Here is a 20376-nt window from a genome sequence, read left to right on the forward strand (position 1 = left end):
TGTCACATTAGTAATCTTGAATAGCTCATGATACGATCGACCTGCTCTCTCCTCCTCAGGCATTTGCGTCTCTCGTATGGAAGACACCTCAGGCAGGAAAAGTGGGAATGATCTATTTAATTTACACTTCTATCGTTTAGTTATATAATGATATTAATACTTAACTGGACAAGTATTAATGCCCACTCAACTAAATACGTCGTTTGCTAGGGGTGCCCTTCGGGGCTGAGATGAGGAAACTCGATCCCTTTGAACCTGATCTGGGTAATACCAGCGGAGGAAAGCTAATCGTTTTACTTATATTTAGGAATATAAATGAGAACTGCTTACCGCAGTTCTCATTTTTTTTATAGTTTAAGCCCTCCCTGGTACCATGGCAGTAAGACGGGAACCACAGTAAACACGTACGTGATCAAGTGAAAGGAAGGCTGTTCCATGCAAATTGTTCCACCCATTCGCCTGCTCAAGCACAGGTTGCTGTAAAGGATGGCACAGATTACATCGGAGTAGGACCTTCATTTGCCACCCATACCAAAATCGATGTGTGTGATCCAGTAGGACTGGACTATTTAGACTACGTCGTCAAGAATTTGGAGATCCCGTTCGTCGCAATTGGCGGCATCAAGGAGCACAATCTGGCCGAAGTTGTTAAGGCGGGAGCTCGGACCATTGCCTTGTCACCGAGATTGTGGGCAATCTAGACATTCCGGGTAAGATAAAGAGTTTACAACGTATTATGGAGACACAGACCTATTCGCAATATGAAGCATATAGAAAGAGTGTGATTTGATGAGTACACAGATGGAACAAGCCAAAAACGGGGTCATCACAGCGGCAATGCAAACAGTCGCCGCGAAAGAAGGGCTGACGGCTGAGGAAATTAGACTTCGAGTAGCGGCGGGCAGTATTGTCATCCCAGCTAACCACAATCACACCTCTTTAAGTCCGGAGGGTGTTGGCTTGGGACTGAAGACAAAGATTAATGTCAATTTGGGTATCTCCCCAGATTGTGCCAACCTCGACAGTGAACTGGCCAAAGTACGCATGGCTCTGGACATGAAAGCTGAAGCGATTATGGATCTCAGCAACTACGGTAAAACCGTTGAATTTCGCCACCGGCTCATCGAAATGTCCCCAGCTATGATCGGTTCGGTTCCTATGTATGATGCCCTTGGTTACTTGGACAAAAAATTGGAAGACATTACACCCCAAGAGTTCTTAGCTGTGGTAGCACAGCACGCCCGAGACGGTGTAGATTTTGTAACAATCCACGCCGGCATCAACCAAGAAACCGCCCAGCACTTCCGACAGACCTCCCGCGTCACCAACATTGTCTCCCGGGGTGGTTCCCTACTGTATGCCTGGATGGAATTAACCGGGAAGGAAAACCCTTTTTATGAGTATTTTGATGATCTTCTAGATATATGCGCAGAATACGACGTTACCTTGAGCCTAGGGGATGCTTGCCGTCCTGGTAGTATCGGGGATGCTACAGACGGAGCTCAAATTTCCGAATTGATTGTCCTTGGAGAACTAACTCAGAAGGCTTGGAAACGCAATGTTCAAGTCATGATTGAAGGACCTGGCCACGTTCCCTTGAACGAAGTTGTAGCAAATGTCCAGATAGCGAAAAAGCTATGCCACGGTGCACCCTTTTATATCTTGGGACCGTTGGTCACGGATGTTGCGCCAGGTTACGATCACATCACCAGTGCTATAGGTGGAGCTTTAGCCGCCTCCGCAGGAGCGGATTTCCTCTGCTATGTGACACCAGCTGAGCACCTTCGTCTACCTACTTTGGACGACGTGCGTGAAGGGATCGTAGCGGCCAAGATTGCAGCTCATGCCGGAGATATCGCCAAAGGAGTACCCGGCGCTGCAGCATGGGATCGAGAGATGAGCGAGGCTAGGCAGGCTTTGGATTGGACAAAAATGTTTGACCTAGCCTTGGACCGGGAAAAACCGGAGCGTTATCGTAAAGAGTCCGCCCCCGAGCACCAAGACAGCTGCACCATGTGCGGAGAAATGTGTTCGATGCGCCTCATGAACCGCATTATGGACAAATAAGTTTATTGAACTGCGATAATACAAAAAAAATGGACCTTCATTAAAGAGAAGGCCCATTTTTTTGTATTAACTAATTTTTGAAATCTTTACCCCACAGACTTTGTACTCATAAGTCTTAGTGACTTTGTCATACGCCCCATTAGTCAAGACGTTGGTGGGGGATTTCATATAGTGCAGAGTCATGAAGACCATTCCAAGGGGTACTCGTTCCGTCAGCTTTATTTTTGTTTCCAGTTCTCCCCGACGGGATGCCACCTTGACGACTTCACCGTCTTCTAGTCCGAGCCGTTTGGCATCAGAAGGATTAATCTCTGCTAACTCTTCAGGTGAGTAATCCTCTAACCCCTTCGAATTTTGCGTGAAAACATTATAATGGGAAAGTTTACGCCCCGTATTGAGTAAGAACGGATACTCCTCATCAGGTTGTTCCCCAGGTAACTGATGGTCTACTGACACAAACAGTCCTTTACCCCTGTTGAATTTTCCTTCATGTAAGAACTTGGTTCCTGGATGTTCAGCATGCGGCACCGGCCATTGCAATCCTTGCGTACCCAAACGAGCATGGGTAATCCCTGCAAATTGGGGAGTCAGCTTCGCCACTTCCTGCATAACTTCTTCCGAAGACTGATATGGGAAGGAGTAACCCATACGGTTAGCCAATTCACAAATGATGTCCCCATCAGCCTTTGCGTTTCCAATAGGCTCGATCGCTTTATTAACCATTTGCACTCGACGTTCCGTGTTCGAGAATGTACCCGTTTTTTCTGCAAAACTAGCCCCTGGCAACACTACATCCGCCAGTTTAGCGGTCTCAGACATAAAGATTTCTTGAACTACGAGGAAGTCGAGGGCCTGCAGACCTTTACGCACATGGTTGGCATCAGCATCTGTCATCACTGGATCTTCTCCCAAAACGTACAGTGCCCGTAGATTTTTGCTGACTGCTGCGTCAAACATATCAGGAATCATAAACCCGGGATTAGGATCTAAAGGAACTCCCCAAGCGGCTTCAAATTTCGCCTTTACTTCTGGGTTTGAGACTTGTTGGTATCCTGGATATACATTTGGCAGTGCTCCCATATCACAGGCACCCTGGACATTGTTTTGTCCGCGTAAGGGGTTAACGCCTGAGCTTTCTTTACCAATATTTCCTGTGAGCATAGCTAGGTTCGCTAAACTCATGACATTATCCGTACCACAGGTGTGTTCCGTAATCCCTAGCGTATAGAAAATCTGTGCTCGTTCCGCCGTCGCATAGATTCTAGCCGCCTCCACAAGTTGTTCCACGGGAACCCCAGTTACTTTACTAACTACCTCAGGAGGGAATTTTTGAATCGTTGCTCGGAATTGTTCGAATCCTTCCGTGCGTTCCTCAATGAACGAGCGGTCTTCCCATCCGTTCGCAAGAATAATGTTCATAATCCCGTTGATCAGGGCAATGTCTGTCCCAGGACGAAGTCTTAACCAAATATCCGAATGCTCAGCAAGATCAATACACCGAGGATCAGCTACAATCAGCTTTGCGCCATTAGCTAACGCTTGCTTCATTTTGGTTCCAATCACCGGGTGAGCTTCTGTTGCGTTTGAACCAATTACAAACATAACCTTAGTATTTGGGATTTCATTAATTGAGTTAGTCATCGCTCCCGAGCCAAATGAAGTGGCCAGACCGGCCACAGTGGGAGCGTGTCAGGTCCTTGCGCAGTGGTCGATATTATTCGTACCAACCACTGCGCGCATGAATTTTTGCATCAGATAATTTTCTTCGTTCGTACAATGGGCAGAGCTTAATGCCGCAATAGCATTAGGGCCACTCTCTTCTTTAATCTCACGGAACTTGGTGGCGATTAAATCTAAGGCCTCATCCCATTCTGCAGGGACTAACACTCCATCTTTCCGAATCAAAGGGGTCGTCAAGCGATTAGAACTATAAATCATATCCATCCCGAACCGACCTTTGACACATAAGGCTTTTCCGTTGACTGGTGCATCGGGATTCGATGTCACTCCAATAACTTTTCCGTCTTTAACATTTAGGTCGAAGTTACAGCCTACCCCACAAAATGGGCAAGTGGTTTGGACTTTCGACACTTCCCAGGGGCGTCCCTTACCGGCCATTTGCTTTTCAGTCAGGGCTCCTACTGGACAGACTGAGACACATGAACCACAGAAATCACAATCAGATTCGTGATAGGGGAGATTGAATGCCGGACCCACTTGGGTATCGAAGCCACGGAAGGAAAAGTCCAGAATGCTTTTCCCCTGAATTTCAGTACACGCTTTAATACATTTTCCACACAAGATACATTTATTAGGATCCCTTAAAATGAAAGGATTCCCGCTATCAATGGGAAGATTACGTTTCTCCCCTTGATAAACCTCACCTGTTACACCATATTCATAGGCATACTCAGCTAAAGAACAGTCTCCCATCTTCTGGCAGGTCATACAATCTAACGGATGATTCGCTACCAATAACTCTAAGACCGTTTTGCGTGCATTGCGAACTTTTGTAGTTTGTGTTTCTACCTTCATCCCTTGTGTTGTTTGAGTGACGCAAGACGGGGGAAGATTTCGCATGCCTTCGATTTGAACTACACACAAACGGCAAGCGCCAGCAGAAGTAAGCTCCGGGGCATGACACAAAGTTGGAATTGGAATATTGTTCATTCGACAGGCTTCAAGGACAGTCGTTCCCTTGGGAACGCTAACTTCACGTCCATCAATTTTTATTGTAAGCCACTCCAAAAGTTTTCACTCCTCTCAGTTTGTCCATCCCATATGGGATTAGGTTCACGACCTTATTAGGCTCGGCTAACAGCACCAAATTTGCATTTTTCAATACATGTTCCACATTTGATGCATTCCTCTTCTTTAATCTTATACGATGTCTTCTTATCTCCCGAAATACAATTAGCTGGACAGTTTTTAGCACAGAGTCCACATTTCTTACACTTTTCCTCATCAATTGTATAGCTCAGTAAAGCTGAGCATACATGTGCTGGACATTTATGCTCTAGAATGTGCGCCTCAAACTCATGTCTAAAATATTTAAGAGTTGCCAGTACCGGATTTGGTGCGTTTTGACCCAATCCACAAAGGGATGTTTCCTTGATGGTTAGAGCAAGATTCTCTAATATGTCGAGATCTTCCGGTTTTCCTTCCCCCTTGGCGATTTTATCCAGAATATCGTACATCCGTTTATTTCCTTCTCGGCATGGGGTACATTTTCCACAAGACTCTTTCTGGGAAAAATTAACAAAGAAACGTGCGATATCCACCATACAGGTGGTCTCGTCCATGATCACAAGACCGCCCGAACCAACCATGGCCCCGGCATTCGTTAAAGTATCATAATCCACTGCAAGGTCAAGCATGTTCTCAGGCAAACACCCACCTGAAGGTCCTCCAATTTGCACTGCCTTAAAGGCCTTACCGCTCTGAATTCCATCCCCAATATCAAAGATGATCTCCCGCAGCGTCGTTCCCATAGGAACTTCCACCAGGCCCGTATTATTGACTTTCCCAGTCAGGGCAAAGATTTTCGTACCTTTACTTTTCTCAGTTCCGAACTGGGCATACCATTCCGCCCCGTTACGCAAAATATGAGGAATATTCGACCAGGTTTCCACGTTATTAATATTGGTTGGTTTGCCCCATAGTCCACTAACAGCGGGAAAGGGTGGTCTTACACGCGGCATTCCACGTTTTCCTTCAATTGATGCCATCAAAGCGGTTTCTTCCCCACAAACGAAGGCTCCTGCCCCGGCAAAAACTTTTAAGTGAAAGTTAAAGCCCGAGTTCAAAATATTATCTCCAAGGAAGCCTGCTTCCTCCGCTTGCTTAATTGCTATTCCAAGGTGCTTAATTGCCAATGGATATTCTGCACGACAATAAACATATCCTTCGTCTGCCCCGATTGCATAGGCACCGATGAGCATTCCCTCGATCACGGAATGCGGATCCCCCTCAAGCACGCTGCGGTCCATAAACGCCCCAGGATCTCCTTCGTCAGCATTACATATAATATACTTCTTATCGTTTGGTGTTTGACGGCAAAAACCCCACTTCAACCCCGTTGGAAAACCGGCACCACCGCGCCCGCGGAGTCCCGCTTTCTTAACTTCTTCAATCACATCATCGGGGGACATCTCCGCGAGAGCCTTTTGTAAACCTTTGTACCCTTCTCGTGTGGTATAGTCTTCAATCTTCTGGGGATCAATAACTCCGCAATTTTGAAGAACAATTCGGTGTTGCTTCGCAAAAAAACGGATATCGGATAAAGTACTTACTGGTTTTTGAGTTTCTTGATCTAAAAGTAGAAGGCGTTCAACTCGTTCGCCTTTCATAATATCCTGAGCTACGATTTCCGCAACATCTTCCCCTGTTACACGGGTATATAATATATGCTGTGGCTCAATAACGAGCGTCGGTCCTTTTTCACAAAACCCTTGACACCCTGTACCAACGATGCTTACGGTTTCTTCAAGTCCTTGCCGCTTGATCTCCTCTTTCAAGATATCGATGATCGGAAGTGCTCCCGAAGATGCACAACCCGTCCCTGCACAAACTAGAATCCGTTGGTTCTCAGCCATCACTTTATCCCCCTACTCGTATTTGGCCAATATCCCGGCAATGCTCTCCGGTAATAATCGTCCATGAACCTCATTATTAATAGATATCACCGGTGCCAGACCACACGCTCCTATGCAAGCCACGATTTCCAAGGTATATCGCCCATCTTCCGTCGTCGCACCATCTTTAATCTTCAACTCTTTTTCTATGGTTTCCAATACCTTGGCTCCGCCACGAACATGGCAAGCGGTTCCCAAACATACATTAATCAGATTTCGTCCCACTGGAGTGAGCCGGAACTGGGCGTAAAATGTAACCACGCCATAGATCCTAGCTAACGGGATACGTGTCGTTTTACTAATGCGTTTAAGAACATGAGCGGGTAAATACCCATATACTTCTTGGGCTCCTTGCAAGATAGGGATGAGAGGGCCGTTCTCATGTCGATACTTGATAATAATTTCATCCAACATAATTTGCTTTGGGTCTACTAATTCCTCACACGCTGTGCTCAAATAAATCCCCCCTACTAATTCCTGTCGTTCTAAAAATTGTATACTTCATTTTCTGTGATCAACATGGTCATTTTGGCATCATGCTTGTCAATGGGTACCTGTGCAATAATTTGACATTCAAAGGCAATTGCAATTCTGGGTGCTTTGGGATCCATGAGCATGAAAAAGCGATCATAGTAGCCGCCCCCATACCCTAGACGATTCCCCAGCAGATCAAATCCCGCGCCAGGCACGATGACTAAATCTATTTCTGAGGGGCCCACTTGACCAAGCTGCAATTTAGGCTCCCGAATCCCCCAAAGCCCTGGTTCAATATCTACCGCTAGATTGCTTACCTCGATTGGAAGCAAGATCCCATGGGGTGCACAACGGGGTAATATAAGCTTCTTTCCACACGCAAGCGTTTCCTCCGCCAAGGCCGTCGTCTCTACTTCATCTCGAAAGTTAAGAAATAACATCACTGTTTGCGCCTGATGAAACTCCGGTAAATTCTGAAGTTTTTGTTGAATTATCCGGCTTTTGCCTTTTCTTTCCAACTCTCCTAATTTGGCCCGCTGAGAGAGACACGCTTTGCGCACCTCGGCCTTTATAGACTGTTTATCTTCACTCATGTCAGTACTACCCCTTTGTAAAGATCGCTTATTAAGAACATTCGATTAGCAACGTAAATTTCCTGCTTATAATTTAAATTTTCTATAAACTCATATAATTCGCGAAATCATCCAATAATTCTTGCGGATAAGATAATTATAGACAAACCACTTAGCATTTCAACTCACAGATTTATCCACACTTTAAATCTAGTCATTACGCCATGTTCCTAACTTATCCACATTATCCACATGACCTGTGGACAATATTATCCCAAAACGAATAAGTCGGTTGAAAAGCGCTAAACCGCTTCAATGAGTTATCTACAGACTTATCCACATTATCCACAACTCCATCTTATCCACAGAACAAACCCTTCTTTATCCGGCAAAATGGTTCAAGATGCAATGAAACGAAGCCTGGAAATCCAATTCCTCGCTTCGTTTCGTTGCAGAATGTCTGTTTTATATTAATTCGGACATGTTTACTATTTAGTTTATTAATTACTTTAATTTACGTTTCGTTTCTAGGCATTACGTTAGATTCAGACCAGGAACCGCGTTAAGTGTCCAAGGAGCGAAATCCCCGGCTAAATAATGGTAATACCCCGCTATAGCGATCATAGCCCCGTTATCCGTGCAAAAAATCGGGGGCGGGTAAACTAAACGGATGCTTCGCTGAGATAACTCATAATCTAACGTTTCACGCAATAAACGGTTCGCTGCAACTCCCCCTGCAAGCAGTAGAGTTTTGACCCCAGTCTGCTGGATAGCCATCAATGTTTTTCTCACTAGTACGTCTACCACTGATTGTTGAAACGATGCAGCAAGATCTGGAACACTGAGGGTTTCTCCTCGCATACGTGCCGTATTCAAGGTGTTTAAAACAGCAGATTTCATGCCACTGAAGCTAAAATCTAAACTGGTCGGCTCTAACATGGCTCGCGGAAACTTAAACGCTTGCTCATCCCCTTCCAGAGCAACCTTTTGAATTTGGGGCCCTCCAGGATAGCCTAAACCTAAGGTGCGGGCCACTTTATCGAGTGCCTCACCAGCGGCATCATCTCGGGTGTGTCCTAAAACTTGGTACTGACCGTGAGCTTTAAATAGAATTAAATGAGTATGTCCTCCCGAAACCAACAGAGCCAAGAATGGAAATTCTAAATCCTGATGATGCAAGAAATTGGCATAAATATGTCCTTCCAAGTGATTGATGCCAATCAGTGGGATTCCCGCTGCATACGCCATAGCCTTCGCTCCAGAAACCCCCACTAAAAGAGATCCGACAAGTCCAGGACCATAGGTTACCGCAATGGCCGATAAATCAGTAAAACCGACCTTTGCTTCGTCCAAGGCTTGTTGCACGACCGGTTGAAGATGAAGACTATGTTCTCGAGAAGCGATCTCTGGTACAACTCCGCCATATTTCTGATGTGTCGCAATTTGGGACGAAATGACATGACTAAGCAAATCCGTTCCGTTCACTAAAACAGCAGCTGAAGTCTCATCACAGCTTGTTTCAATTCCTAAAATTACGACCTTATCTTTCGGATCTCCTGTCAAGTTGCCTTCACTTCCATTTCCGTTCCTAATTCAGCCCACATAATCATCGCATCCTCCTGGGTATCCGCGTAGTATCCCTTGCGAACCCCAGCTGCAATAAAGCCCAACCGCTTGTATAAAGACTGGGCTATATCGTTGGATACACGAACTTCTAGGGTCATTCGTTCCATACCCTGTTCCGCCATCATTTCCATGACAGAACGCATGATAAACTCCCCCCAATGTTGACCACGATGGCTCGGAGCAATGGCAATATTCGTGATATGCCCTTCATCAAGAATAAACCAAAGTCCCATGTACCCGATCACAAGACCGTCAAACTCTAAACAGAAATAACGCGCATACTCGTTCTCTTTAAGCTCAGTCTTAAAAGCTTGCAAAGACCATGGGGTAGAGAAAGAAGCATACTCGATTTCCAAGATGGCCTGGAGATCGTTTATCTGCATAGGACGCACAATCCCTTTATTCATGCCCCTCTCTCCTCCGGGCTTCCTCTTTCTTAGCCCAATTAACCTCTGCCTCAGAATAGCGAATGTAGTAGGGTTCAACCCGTTCCCCTACGCTCGTTTCTTGCCAACGCAGCCATACCGCTTTTACTGCATAAGCACCTCGTGGTAAACATGCATACTCGGGTAAAATTACAGCTCGGTCGCCCAAGATTTCCTCGATTCGCTCCTTAGCTTTTACCACTGCATCGCCGACGAAGCATATGGGACGTTCTAGTCCCTTCAAGTGTTCTAACCATTGGTCCGTAGGTAGAGCCTGAGGAGGGGTTAAACATTCTGCCTTTTCTTCCCCACTCGTCCAACGATAACGTGCCGTGTACCACTCATTCTTGCGCGCATCTAGAATAGGAACAATGTCTTCCTCTCTCCCCGAACCTGCCCAGGCCAGGGCATCAAGAGACACCACGCCAATGAGTGGAAGATTCAACACTTGAGCTAATCCTTGTGCGGTCGCGATTCCGATCCGAATTCCAGTAAACGAACCTGGCCCTCGCACCACCCCAATCATGTCTAACTCCTGAAGAGTCCAAGCTGAGGCTGTGAGTAGTTGTTCAAGCATCGGAATAAGACGCTCCGAGTGCGTCTTTGTGGTGTGTAAAAATCCCTCAGCAGTAAGCCGTCCATCTTCAGCCAAGGCCACCGCAGTTACTTTAGTCGTCGTATCTATTGTCAAATATTTCATCGGATCCTCCGAACCCTTCCATTTTCACTTCGAATCGCATTTACTTATTAACTTCTCCACTTAATAGCTAAACTACTTGTTTATCAGTTTACTCGTCACTTGTACGCTTCCATGTGAACCACTCTCAATAAATTGGAGAGCATTATTATGATTCTAGGAAACGAACCAGGGTTCATCAAGCCTGAGCTCTAAAGGACGGCGCAAACCGACTAGTTTGCGAGCATTGTCCTGCCCCCTTAGCGGTGCTTTTCGTGCCGGTCGTCCAATGAGTTAAATCATGTCTTTTAACCGCTGTTCCCAGTCATTGTCTTGAGCACGTAAGATAATCTCTCGTGGCATTTCTCCGCTGCCCAAGATCTCTATGTCCAAACGATCCTCCGGCAAATAATCCTTTGCAATTTCAGGCCATTCAATTAAGCAAATCGCATCCTCTACGAACGCATCTTCTACCCCGATCACTTCGACTTCTTCGGGATGTTGAAGTCGGTAAAGATCCATATGAATCAAACGAACCTTTGTCCCTGTTCCTTGAACTTGTCCTATGTACTCATGAAGAAACGTGAATGTTGGGCTGGTCATGGGGCCTGTGACCCCCAACATCTCGCCAACCCCTTGCGCGAAGGCCGTTTTTCCTGCACCCAGATCTCCAGATAGTGCTACGACATCTCCACCCCGTAAATGCCTTCCCAGTTCTTTTCCCCACGCTCGAGTTTGCTCAGCCGATAAACTCTCAACTCTATAGTCCATACTTATCTGGTTAAGAAAACTTGGACAATCCTAACCTTTTCCTTCCTTAAGAGTTTTGGCACCTTCTCCAAGTTTGCAAAAGATCTTTGAGTATCTTATGGATGACTTCCTCGAATGCAATCACTGATCGATACTTCTCTAGTTCCTACCCTTCTTTGATTAAAACCCTTCATTTGTTGATAGAGATGGGTATTGTTGTCAAACTTAGTCTATCCTGTTCGAATATAGAATTAAACCTTATTGTATTAATGTTACCCTATGCACTTTCCATGAGGGGAGGCAAGGTAATTCTTCCGAAACTATTCGTACCCCAAACTCCTAAAATAATCAGAGTAATCTCAACAGCATTAATCCACCCAACCTGCTCTCCCCTGAAAACTACCCAAAAAAACCGACACGACCGTAATAAGGTTTAAAATCGGGGCTGTTTGAGAAACGGGCAAGGTTGCATACACACAATACACTCGTTGCTTGGAGTGGCTCTAGGTATGTCTAGCACTCATGGATGCTTTCACCTAATTTAGGCTCCGGGCTTACAATTTTGCCGTCAATAATCACATAGAGCGGACGAGAGGTGATTATAAAGGGATGTTCACTCCAAATGACCAGATCTGCATCTTTCCCAACCTCAAGAGACCCTATTCGATCAGAAACACCCAGGATTTCAGCGGAATTAATCGTAATAGCCCGCAAAGCATCCTCAATGTCCATCCCTGCTTTGCACGCTAAGGCCGCACACAGCGGGAGCTGTTCAATCGGCGTGACAGAATGATCGGTCATGATCGCCACTTTTACCCCAGCTTTGGCTAGAATACCGGGAGTTTTGAAGGATTTATCTTTAAGCTCAACCTTTGAACGATTAGTGAGCAAAGGCCCGACTACCGCTGGATATCCTAACTCTGCAAGTTCCTCGGCAATCTTGTGTCCTTCCGTACAATGTTCTATTACTAGGTCAACCTCGAATTCTCGGGCAATACGAATCGCGGTCATAATATCATCCGCACGATGGGCATGGGCCCGCATAGGAATTTCGCGGTTAATCACCCTAACAAGAGTCTCTAAACCCAAATCCCGTTCTGGAACTTTATCGGGGTCTGTTTTTCCTTCCTCTAATTTATCTCGATACACCTGCGCATCCACTAAGGCCTGACGTAGAAGTGCTGCCGTTCCCATCCGAGTCATAGGCATTTTCTTTTGCTCGCCGTAAACCATTTTGGGATTTTCCCCAAACGCCACTTTTAAACCAGCAGGATCACGGACAATCATCTTATCGACGATCTTCCCAGCCGTCTTCATAACGACCCCCGTTCCTCCAATCACATTGGCACTCCCCGGAACCGTAAACACGGCCGTCACTCCACCCAAACGAGCATCACGAAAACCCTCATCTTCTGGGTTAATTCCATCGATCGCTCGCATATCCGGTGTCACAGGATCTGTCATTTCGTTAAAGTCTTCCCCTTCCCACCGGTAAATTTCTTCGCCAATACCGACATGACAATGGGCATCGATCAACCCTGGCATCACGAGACAACCCATAGCATCGATCACGACTGTATCCGCCGGAATGTCCATGTTTAATGTCTCTCCGAGCGCCGCTATTTTTGTTCCTTCGATAAGGATAAACCCGGGAAATTCACGTCCGGTCATCGTTTTAATCTGACCGTTCTTTATCAAGAGTTTCGTTCCTACATTCATCATTGTTTCTCCTCCAGTTTAATAATAAAATTCCAACCAAAACTAAGCCTCCGCCAATCCATTGATCCCGTGTGGGAAACTCATTAAGGAAAAGAGCTGCCATAATAAACGTCATCGGCAACTCAAACGTACTGAGAATAGCCGCTTGATCCGCTCCCAGCCGCTCAATACCCACTAAAACCATGTAAAACGGTATAATCGAAGCAAATGTCGCCAACAAGAGGCCTATTTGCCAAGTTTGTGCGTTTTGCCAGGGAATACTCATTATATCTCCCTTTAAGATCAACAACAGCGCTATAGCACAAACCCACTGTGAATAACACATTGCGACCAAAGGGGATACCTTAGCTAAGACCCATTCCCCAACAAGGTTAAAAGTGGCATAGGCCATTGCTGCGCCTAAACCTAGGATGATTCCAACCCAAGCGACTCCACTCACTCCCGAGAGAACTCCGCTTGCTAGTGTGGTTCCGGCCAAGGTAAGGAATAAGGCGACCATTTCTTGCCGACTAGTCTTTTTATGCCAAATCATGACTCCAGCCGCTAAAACCAACGCCGGATAGAGATAAAGAAGTAGAATAGCCACAGAAACCGGAAGAAATTTGAGGGAGTATGCGTACAAGAGGCTCGTTCCCAAGGTCCCGACCACGCCTTGAAAGGCTAAAATCCCCAACGTCCGAAGCGAAATCCTAAATATCTCCCGCTTAAAGATCACAGCATAGAGCAGAAGAAGGATCGAGGCCATCCACGATTGTAGGGCAATCACCTGCATTGGACCGATTCCAAGTTGGTAAGCCCCCTTGACCAGGATGGACATTAAGGCGTAGCCCGTTCCTGCCGCAAGGACAGCGCCAACTCCCTGCAAACGCATTTTTTGAACGTTCAACGTTTGATAACCCTCTCTTCCATTCTTTTTCCGCATTAAAATATCATTCTACACCGCTATCGCTGTAAGCGCTAATAAAACCATTTAACATTATATCAGACTCTTTCTATTATCACAGCCTTAGGAATAATAATGAGTTTGAGTTTTCATACACTGCACATATACTGCCGGAGATAAGTTACTCTGCGGTAATCTTAAACGCCAGACACTGAAGAGGACTTTCAGCCCTAATACACAGATCACAAAAATTAAGGAAAGGGGTAACCTTCTTCCTCAAGGGAAAGGAGGTTACCCCTTTATTTCAGTCAATTTCTCATCCTTTCAAATAACCAACCACGATTTCCGCGTGATTATTTCATTCATAGCATTTGAAACCATGGTGTTGTCCCCAAAGCCAGATTATGCAGTCGTAACGTTGCTCGCTAGATCCCGCATTGATAAGCTAACTCGATCTCTCGCCTTATCAAGTCCAATCACGCGCACCTTGACAATATCCCCTACGGCGACTGCTTCCATCGGATGTTTGATAAATTTATCGCACAGCTGAGAAATATGAACAAGCCCATCCTGCTTCACTCCGATGTCAACAAATGCACCGAAGTCCACGACATTGCGCACGGTTCCCTCTAAGACCATTCCTTCGCTAAGATCTTCCATGTGCGTGACATCCCGCCGGAGTAACGGCCTCGGCAAATCTTCTCGGGGATCCCTACCCGGTCTTTGCAGAGCATCCAGAATATCGCGAACTGTCGGAACCCCAGCGCTGAACTCTTCCGCCAGCTCGTTAGCTTCTAAAATCGCCAGTTTTTTGCGCACGTCCGTAAGGTGATCACGTAAATCCTCAGAGGTGTGTCCGATCTTTTTTAGGATGTCTTCAGCGAGCTGATAGGATTCGGGATGAACAGGCGTATTTTCCAGAGGATTAATTCCATCTGGCAGGCGAATGAACCCAGCACACTGGATATACGTTTGAGCTCCCAGTCGTGGAATTTTCTTCAGCTGATCACGATGGCTGAACTTCCCATGTTCATCCCGCCAAGCCACGATATTCTTAGCAACCGCCGGCTTTAACCCTGCCACATATTGGAGTAAAGAAGCAGAGGCAGTATTTAAATCAACACCTACGACATTAACACAGGATTCCACGACCCCATTCAAGGATTCCTCTAACCGTTTGGGCTGGACATCATGCTGATATTGACCAACGCCGACGGCCTTCGGTTCGATTTTCACCAGTTCTGCCAGGGGATCTTGAAGTCGCCTGGCAATAGAAACTGCACTCCGTAAGGAAAGATCAAAGTCTGGAAATTCATCCCCTGCTATTTTTGAAGCAGAATACACAGACGCCCCAGCTTCACTGACGAGAATAAATTCAGCGGCAATCCCATCTTCGCGAATCATTTCTGCTACAACTTCTTCCGTTTCCCTGGAGGCTGTGCCATTCCCAATCGCAATAATATTGGCATTAAACTCGGCTATCGCCTTACGCATACTATGCTTGGCTTCTTCTCGTTTGTTTTGAGGTGGATGCGGATAAATTACCCCAACCTTTAGGAGCTTTCCCGTCTCATCCACCACAGCCCACTTACACCCTGTTCGGAATCCCGGATCAAGCCCCAAAACCATTTTTCCCCTAACAGGTGGCTGAAGTAAAAGCTGGCGAAGATTAGCTGCAAACACTTTGATCGCCTGTTCTTCCGCTTGCGCGGAGAGTTCGGCACGCACCTCCCGTTCAATTGAAGGCTCGATCAATCGTTTATAGGCATCAAGAGCTGCCTTTTGAACGTAAGCAGCACACGGTCCTGTTTTGACATAACGAACTTCAATCAGTCTATGTAGGGTTTCTAGCGGAGCTTCGATCTTAACAGATAGAAACTCTTCCTTCTCCCCGCGATTCAGGGCTAAAATTCGATGCGGGGGAATCTTGCGGACAGGCTCCCGATAATCATAATACATCTCAAAGGGGGAGCGTTCCTTAGCTTTCTTCGCCACTGCAGAAGCCACCACATCCGCAAGACGTAGGGTTTCTTCCCGGATTCGTTTACGAAGGGACGCATCATCTGCAAGGGTTTCCGCGATAATATCCATCGCGCCAGTCAACGCTTCCTCGGTTGAATTCACCTCTAACTCGGTGTTTAGATACTTTTCTGCCTCTGCTTGAGGGTCCGCTCTGATATACTGAACTAATAACCATGTTGCTAATGGTTCAAGACCCTTTTCTTTAGCAATCGTCGCCCGCGTCCGACGTTTCTGCTTATAAGGCCGATATAGGTCTTCAACATCCTGAAGCACGGTTGCCGCCGTAATTTGCGCCTCCAGTTCTTCCGACAGCTTTCCCTGTTCGTTAATCAGGCGTAAGACTTCCGTTTTCCGTTGATCCAAACGTCTCAAATAGTCTAAACGTTCTACGATATCGCGCAAAACATTCTCATCGAGTTCCCCAGTTGCTTCCTTACGGTAACGCGCTATAAATGGGATGGTATTTCCCCCATCCAGTAAGTTAACAGCCTCTTTGACTTGAGTTATCTTTATTCCTAGTTCATTGGCAATAACTTGATTAAATTCCAAAGGTTGATACCTCCTAAAAATCCTATTGCAAAATCGCTATTGCGGGTCTCAAACCACTTGAATAACACATTGGAAACTATTATACCATCCTTATCTCTCCGAAGAAAATCGGCTCCTGTATTATATTACCATATTTCGAATTCCTCAGGATACAAAAGCTGTGGATTGCATCTTGCAGCCCCACAGCTTAGTTTAGCCCCGACTATGACTGTTTTCTTCTTTTGCCACGCTCCATTGTTCTCGCGCTCTGTTGACAATATTTTGATTGTCTTTGGCATCCTTATGTTGAATGATTTTGGAAAAATATAAAACAGCCTTTTGATATTGCCCTAGGCGACGGCTTAACTCCCCAATCATAAACAACACGTTCAATTCAGACATCGATGTGCCGGCAAAATCCGAATGAACATAAGATGCTTCATATGCGTTGAGTGCCAGACCCATGAATCGCTTTTCTTGTTCAGCATTGTTTTCAATCCGGTAGAGCCATGCTAAGCGTAAACAAAGCCCTGCAAGAATGGCATTTTTCTCTTTTTTAATGGATGCAGCTAAAACAGCCAATTTATAAGATTCCAAAGCTTGTTGAATATCCCTTACCTGACCGAAGTTCCGCTTGATCCATTGCTTGGTGATTTGTGCATGGATGACTTCCTTGGAGCCTCTGGGAAATTGATCTGAAAACTCTTCGGAAAAGGCGAAACCACATTCTGGACAGACATTGACATAATAAAAATGAGGGTTATAATTCCCTACACGGTAGTAGGGGCAAAAGTCGGTATCGATTTGATGCGGTATTGAAAACCTCGATCGCACCCTCAGCGTAGTAAACGGCTTTCCGCAAAATATACACGTGAGTTTCTTCTCGTAAAAAGGTTCTAATGATTGCATAAGAATCCCCCTCGCGCTAAATACATAAAGCTCAGACTTAAATTCTGCCGCTTTCCGTTCTTAGATGAAGTTATTACATTAAATCGGAGCGTCTAAAAGCCTGTGCCTCAGTAAGAGACACTGATTTGTGCTTTATGTAAGTTATGCCTTTGAGTAGTTTTATTATATCAGAACCCTCAGATTATTTCAGGCAAAGATAAAGATACCATTTATAGGATTGCTGTAACCCCCTCGTTTCAAGGAAACTCACCCTTTTGTAGAGCCTAACTGTTTAAGGTCCCTAAGCAACCAAATGGCTGTAAGACCAGACGATGCAAAATCGGAAACTGGCCCCGCTAACCATACACCCGTTAGTCCCCAAAACTTCGGCAAAATTAAAAGCGTGGGAACCAAAAAAATAAGCTGACGAGACAAGCTCAAAAACAACGATTTCCGGGGCTTACCCGTTGCTTGAAAATAGTTCACAACAACCACTTGGAAACCAATAACGGGTAGCATCACTAAGAAAACTCTTAATCCAAAAGACCCGATCTGGATGAGTTCTGGGTCCTGACTAAAAAGGCTCATTATGGCGGTAGGAAATAATTCCACCATCAGAAAACCTATAACCATCACACCCGTTGCACCCATCACGGATAGCTGCAACGTCCGTTTAACTCGATCATAATTCCTGGCACCATAATTATAACCAAGAATGGGCTGAGCCCCTTGTCCAATCCCGAAAATGGGCATAAATATGAGCATAGTGATACTGTTTATAACTCCCATAGCTGCAATCGAGAGGTCTCCACCGTAATTGACCAGTGTTTGATTGAAAAGCACGGCCACGACACTGCCTACCAGCTGCATGGAGAACGGTGAAATTCCAATTGCCAGAATATCTTTGACAAAAACCCATCGAAGTTTAAGATTTCGCAATCGAATTTTAAGTAACGCCCGATTTCCGAGGAAATAAGATAACACCCAAATGGCTGTAATGAACTGGGATATAACCGTAGCAAGAGCGGAACCTGCTACGCCCAGGTGTAAACCAAAGATAAAAATCGGATTTAAGATCGTGTTTAAAACAGCACCCAAAATCATAGTGTACATGGCAACTTTTGGATTTCCCTCTGCACGAATAAAATTGTTCATGCCAAAACCGATTGTCTGGAAGACAGCGCCCCACAGCAGAACGTTAAGATATTGTTTCGCGTAGGGAAGAACTTCTGAACTCGCCCCAAAGACAACTAAAAGTGGATCCATAAATAGGAAGCCTAATACCATAATCATCAACGAAATCCCCAGCAGCAGGATAAACGCATTCCCGACAATCTGTTCCGCTTCCTCCCTTTTCTGCTGACCCAAACGTATCGAGATCACAGAGGTTGCACCAAGTCCGATCAACATTCCAAACGCCATAATGGCTAATGAGATAGGAAAGCTAATCGCAATTCCAGAAAGCGCCAAGGAGCCCACCCCTCGGCCCACAAAAATGCGATCGACGATATTATAAAGTCCATTAACCAGCATTCCGATAATTGCTGGAATGGAAAACTTAAGTAGAAGTTTTCCAACTTTTTCTTCTCCAAGTTGTTGGGAACGGTTCATTCTATCTCTCCTCCACCTAGTGTGCCAAATCTATCGAGCATATTTTTTTAGTATCTGCGTCTTAAACCAATTTCATTAGTAAATCAACCTTAAATTATTTCTTTAGCGCGATATGTAATAGCGGGGATAACATAACCTCAAAAACAAGAGCCTTTCACACATAATGAACGGGATTATGTGTGAAGGCTCTCGGGATTTTGGTATTTAGGGACGTATATCTTAGGTCCACTCCCTCGAACATGGCAGTAATCTTCTCGCTAAATCGTGCCCTTTAGAACTAGCGTATTAAAAACTGCTGAATTCGCCGCACTGCTTCCTGCATTACGCCCTCATCTTGAACCAAAGCCACCCGTACATATCCTTCGCCATGGTCTCCAAAGGCAACCCCTGGAACCACGATCACGCCCGCTTCGCGAGCCAAATCCGTTGCAAAAGCTACTGAGTCTTGGTTTGTTGGAACTGGCGCCCAGATGAACATAGAACCCTGAGGTATCGACATTTTCCAACCAGCTGAAGCACAACCCTCGATCCAGAGATCCCTTCGCCTCTGATAAGCGCTGCGATTTTCATCGATCGTGTCCTGCGCAAAGCTAAGCGCAAAGGCACCAGCCGTCAAAACTGGGCCGAATGCTCCATAATCAATATTTGATTTAAGTTGAGAGAGATTCCCTATAACATCGGCATTCCCTACTACAAACCCTAACCGAGCCCCTGCTAGATTGTACGTTTTAGAGACGGAATGGAATTCAATGCCCACTTCTTTTGCCCCCCGTGCTTGTAAAAAGCTCACAGGTCTATATCCATCGAACGCTAATTCGGAGTACGCTGCATCATGGCAGATGAGCACATCATACGCTTTGGCAAACTCTACAACCTCTTCAAAAAATGAGAGCGGGGCCACAGCTGCAGTGGGGTTATTCGGATAATTTAAGAACATGAGTTTCGCCTTACGGGCTGTATCCGGATCAATCTTCCGCAGATCCGGTAAGAAACCATTCTTCTCTAACAGAGGCACCGCAACTTTCACTCCCCCCGCTAGCAATAGACCCGCCGAATAAATTGGATATCCCGGATCGGGGATTAAGGCCAAATCACCAGGATCAATATAGGCTAGGAAAATATGAGCCAGCCCATCCTGGGATCCCATTAAGGGTAAGACCTCTGTTTCAGGATCCAACGATACCCCAAAACGTTCTTGATACCACCCTGCACATACCTTCCGAAAGTTCCCCGGTCCGCGAGTCAATGTATAGCCATATTGGGTCCCATCCAATACTGCTTGGCTGAGAACCCTGCGGATTTCTTCAGCTGGGGCTCGATCAGGACTTCCAATACTAAGATTTATTAAATGCGTTCCTGCTTTCTCCAAGTCCCTCTTCAAATTGTCCATCTCTGTAAAAACTGATGCTCCTAAACCTGCCAAACGTTTTGAGGGCATGATCCGCCCGCCTCCATTCTCCAATTTCTTGCTGTTTACTTAATAACTTAATTAAGCTATTTG

General features: G+C 45.7%; 15 protein-coding genes, 1 pseudogene and 1 riboswitch. Of the genes and pseudogenes, 2 read left to right on the forward strand and 14 right to left on the reverse strand.

All coding sequences use genetic code 11. The annotated features are described in order from the left end of the window. Positions 1-198: 198 nt before the first annotated feature. A riboswitch (TPP riboswitch) is annotated at positions 199-299 on the forward strand. Positions 300-446: 147 nt separating this feature from the next. Together E4K68_RS06170 and thiC are read left to right on the forward strand one after the other, a co-directional pair. Continuing rightward, positions 447-790: pseudogene (locus E4K68_RS06170) on the forward strand (thiamine phosphate synthase); the annotation flags it as partial. Continuing rightward, positions 790-2067, forward strand: a complete 1278-nt coding sequence (gene thiC / locus E4K68_RS06175) for a phosphomethylpyrimidine synthase ThiC (RefSeq protein ID WP_135378074.1) — start codon at positions 790-792, stop codon at positions 2065-2067. The pseudogene E4K68_RS06170 and the gene thiC, both read left to right, overlap by 1 nt. Positions 2068-2133: 66 nt before the next feature. On the opposite strand, the gene fdhF is transcribed toward thiC, so the two are convergent. The 14 genes from fdhF to E4K68_RS06245 form a co-directional block, all read right to left on the reverse strand. Then, complete coding sequence (gene fdhF, locus E4K68_RS06180) at positions 2134-4815, reverse strand: formate dehydrogenase subunit alpha (protein ID WP_135378075.1); 2682 nt, start codon at positions 4813-4815, stop codon at positions 2134-2136. Positions 4816-4871: 56 nt separating this feature from the next. Next, positions 4872-6662, reverse strand: a complete 1791-nt coding sequence (gene nuoF / locus E4K68_RS06185; RefSeq protein ID WP_135378076.1) for an NADH-quinone oxidoreductase subunit NuoF — start codon at positions 6660-6662, stop codon at positions 4872-4874. A gap of 12 nt (positions 6663-6674) precedes the next feature. Further along, positions 6675-7157 carry an NADH-quinone oxidoreductase subunit NuoE gene (gene nuoE / locus E4K68_RS06190; RefSeq protein WP_135378077.1) on the reverse strand — a complete coding sequence of 161 codons (483 nt, stop codon included), beginning with the start codon at positions 7155-7157 and terminating at the stop codon, positions 6675-6677. 29 nt (positions 7158-7186) lie between these two features. Then, positions 7187-7768 carry a 5-formyltetrahydrofolate cyclo-ligase gene (locus E4K68_RS06195; protein ID WP_135378078.1) on the reverse strand — a complete coding sequence of 194 codons (582 nt, stop codon included), beginning with the start codon at positions 7766-7768 and terminating at the stop codon, positions 7187-7189. Positions 7769-8281: 513 nt separating this feature from the next. After that, positions 8282-9310, reverse strand: a complete 1029-nt coding sequence (gene tsaD / locus E4K68_RS06200; RefSeq protein ID WP_135378079.1) for a tRNA (adenosine(37)-N6)-threonylcarbamoyltransferase complex transferase subunit TsaD — start codon at positions 9308-9310, stop codon at positions 8282-8284. Beyond that, the gene (gene rimI, locus E4K68_RS06205) at positions 9307-9780 is read right to left on the reverse strand and encodes a ribosomal protein S18-alanine N-acetyltransferase (RefSeq protein WP_135378080.1); all 474 of its coding nucleotides are present in this window, start codon (positions 9778-9780) and stop codon (positions 9307-9309) included. Before rimI ends, tsaD begins: the two co-directional genes overlap by 4 nt. Next, on the reverse strand, positions 9773-10498 hold the full coding sequence (tsaB, locus tag E4K68_RS06210) for a tRNA (adenosine(37)-N6)-threonylcarbamoyltransferase complex dimerization subunit type 1 TsaB (protein ID WP_135378081.1): 726 nt from the start codon (positions 10496-10498) through the stop codon (positions 9773-9775). Before tsaB ends, rimI begins: the two co-directional genes overlap by 8 nt. A gap of 270 nt (positions 10499-10768) precedes the next feature. Continuing rightward, a complete protein-coding gene (gene tsaE, locus E4K68_RS06215) occupies positions 10769-11245 on the reverse strand; it encodes a tRNA (adenosine(37)-N6)-threonylcarbamoyltransferase complex ATPase subunit type 1 TsaE (protein WP_135378082.1) in 477 nt (158 codons plus the stop codon). A 492-nt stretch (positions 11246-11737) separates the two neighbouring features. Next, complete coding sequence (locus E4K68_RS06220) at positions 11738-12943, reverse strand: amidohydrolase (RefSeq protein ID WP_135378138.1); 1206 nt, start codon at positions 12941-12943, stop codon at positions 11738-11740. Then, complete coding sequence (locus E4K68_RS06225) at positions 12900-13865, reverse strand: DMT family transporter (RefSeq protein WP_135378083.1); 966 nt, start codon at positions 13863-13865, stop codon at positions 12900-12902. Before E4K68_RS06225 ends, E4K68_RS06220 begins: the two co-directional genes overlap by 44 nt. 363 nt (positions 13866-14228) lie before the next feature. Beyond that, positions 14229-16397: a Tex family protein gene (locus E4K68_RS06230; RefSeq protein WP_135378084.1), complete on the reverse strand. Its 2169-nt coding sequence runs from the start codon at positions 16395-16397 to the stop codon at positions 14229-14231. A gap of 192 nt (positions 16398-16589) precedes the next feature. Beyond that, positions 16590-17285 (reverse strand): DUF2225 domain-containing protein, encoded by a 696-nt coding sequence (locus tag E4K68_RS06235; RefSeq protein ID WP_135378085.1) that lies wholly within the window; start codon positions 17283-17285, stop codon positions 16590-16592. A gap of 246 nt (positions 17286-17531) precedes the next feature. Further along, positions 17532-18875 (reverse strand): MATE family efflux transporter, encoded by a 1344-nt coding sequence (locus tag E4K68_RS06240; protein ID WP_135378086.1) that lies wholly within the window; start codon positions 18873-18875, stop codon positions 17532-17534. A 277-nt stretch (positions 18876-19152) separates the two neighbouring features. Then, a complete protein-coding gene (locus E4K68_RS06245; protein WP_135378087.1) occupies positions 19153-20313 on the reverse strand; it encodes an aminotransferase class I/II-fold pyridoxal phosphate-dependent enzyme in 1161 nt (386 codons plus the stop codon). Positions 20314-20376 lie beyond the last annotated feature (63 nt).

The sequence above is a fragment of the Desulfosporosinus sp. Sb-LF genome (assembly GCF_004766055.1).
Classification (GTDB): Bacteria; Bacillota; Desulfitobacteriia; order Desulfitobacteriales; family Desulfitobacteriaceae; genus Desulfosporosinus.

Bases quoted from the DNA above. Each gene is read 5' to 3' on its own strand.
- thiC (WP_135378074.1), top strand. From the start codon at position 790: ATGAGTACACAGATGGAACAAGCCAAAAACGGGGTCATCACAGCGGCA.
- nuoF (WP_135378076.1), bottom strand. From the start codon at position 6,662: ATGGCTGAGAACCAACGGATTCTAGTTTGTGCAGGGACGGGTTGTGCA.
- E4K68_RS06195 (WP_135378078.1), bottom strand. From the start codon at position 7,768: ATGAGTGAAGATAAACAGTCTATAAAGGCCGAGGTGCGCAAAGCGTGT.
- rimI (WP_135378080.1), bottom strand. From the start codon at position 9,780: ATGAATAAAGGGATTGTGCGTCCTATGCAGATAAACGATCTCCAGGCC.
- tsaB (WP_135378081.1), bottom strand. From the start codon at position 10,498: ATGAAATATTTGACAATAGATACGACGACTAAAGTAACTGCGGTGGCC.
- tsaE (WP_135378082.1), bottom strand. From the start codon at position 11,245: ATGGACTATAGAGTTGAGAGTTTATCGGCTGAGCAAACTCGAGCGTGG.
- E4K68_RS06220 (WP_135378138.1), bottom strand. From the start codon at position 12,943: ATGAATGTAGGAACGAAACTCTTGATAAAGAACGGTCAGATTAAAACG.
- E4K68_RS06225 (WP_135378083.1), bottom strand. From the start codon at position 13,865: ATGCGGAAAAAGAATGGAAGAGAGGGTTATCAAACGTTGAACGTTCAA.
- E4K68_RS06235 (WP_135378085.1), bottom strand. From the start codon at position 17,285: ATGCAATCATTAGAACCTTTTTACGAGAAGAAACTCACGTGTATATTT.
- E4K68_RS06240 (WP_135378086.1), bottom strand. From the start codon at position 18,875: ATGAACCGTTCCCAACAACTTGGAGAAGAAAAAGTTGGAAAACTTCTA.
- E4K68_RS06245 (WP_135378087.1), bottom strand. From the start codon at position 20,313: ATGCCCTCAAAACGTTTGGCAGGTTTAGGAGCATCAGTTTTTACAGAG.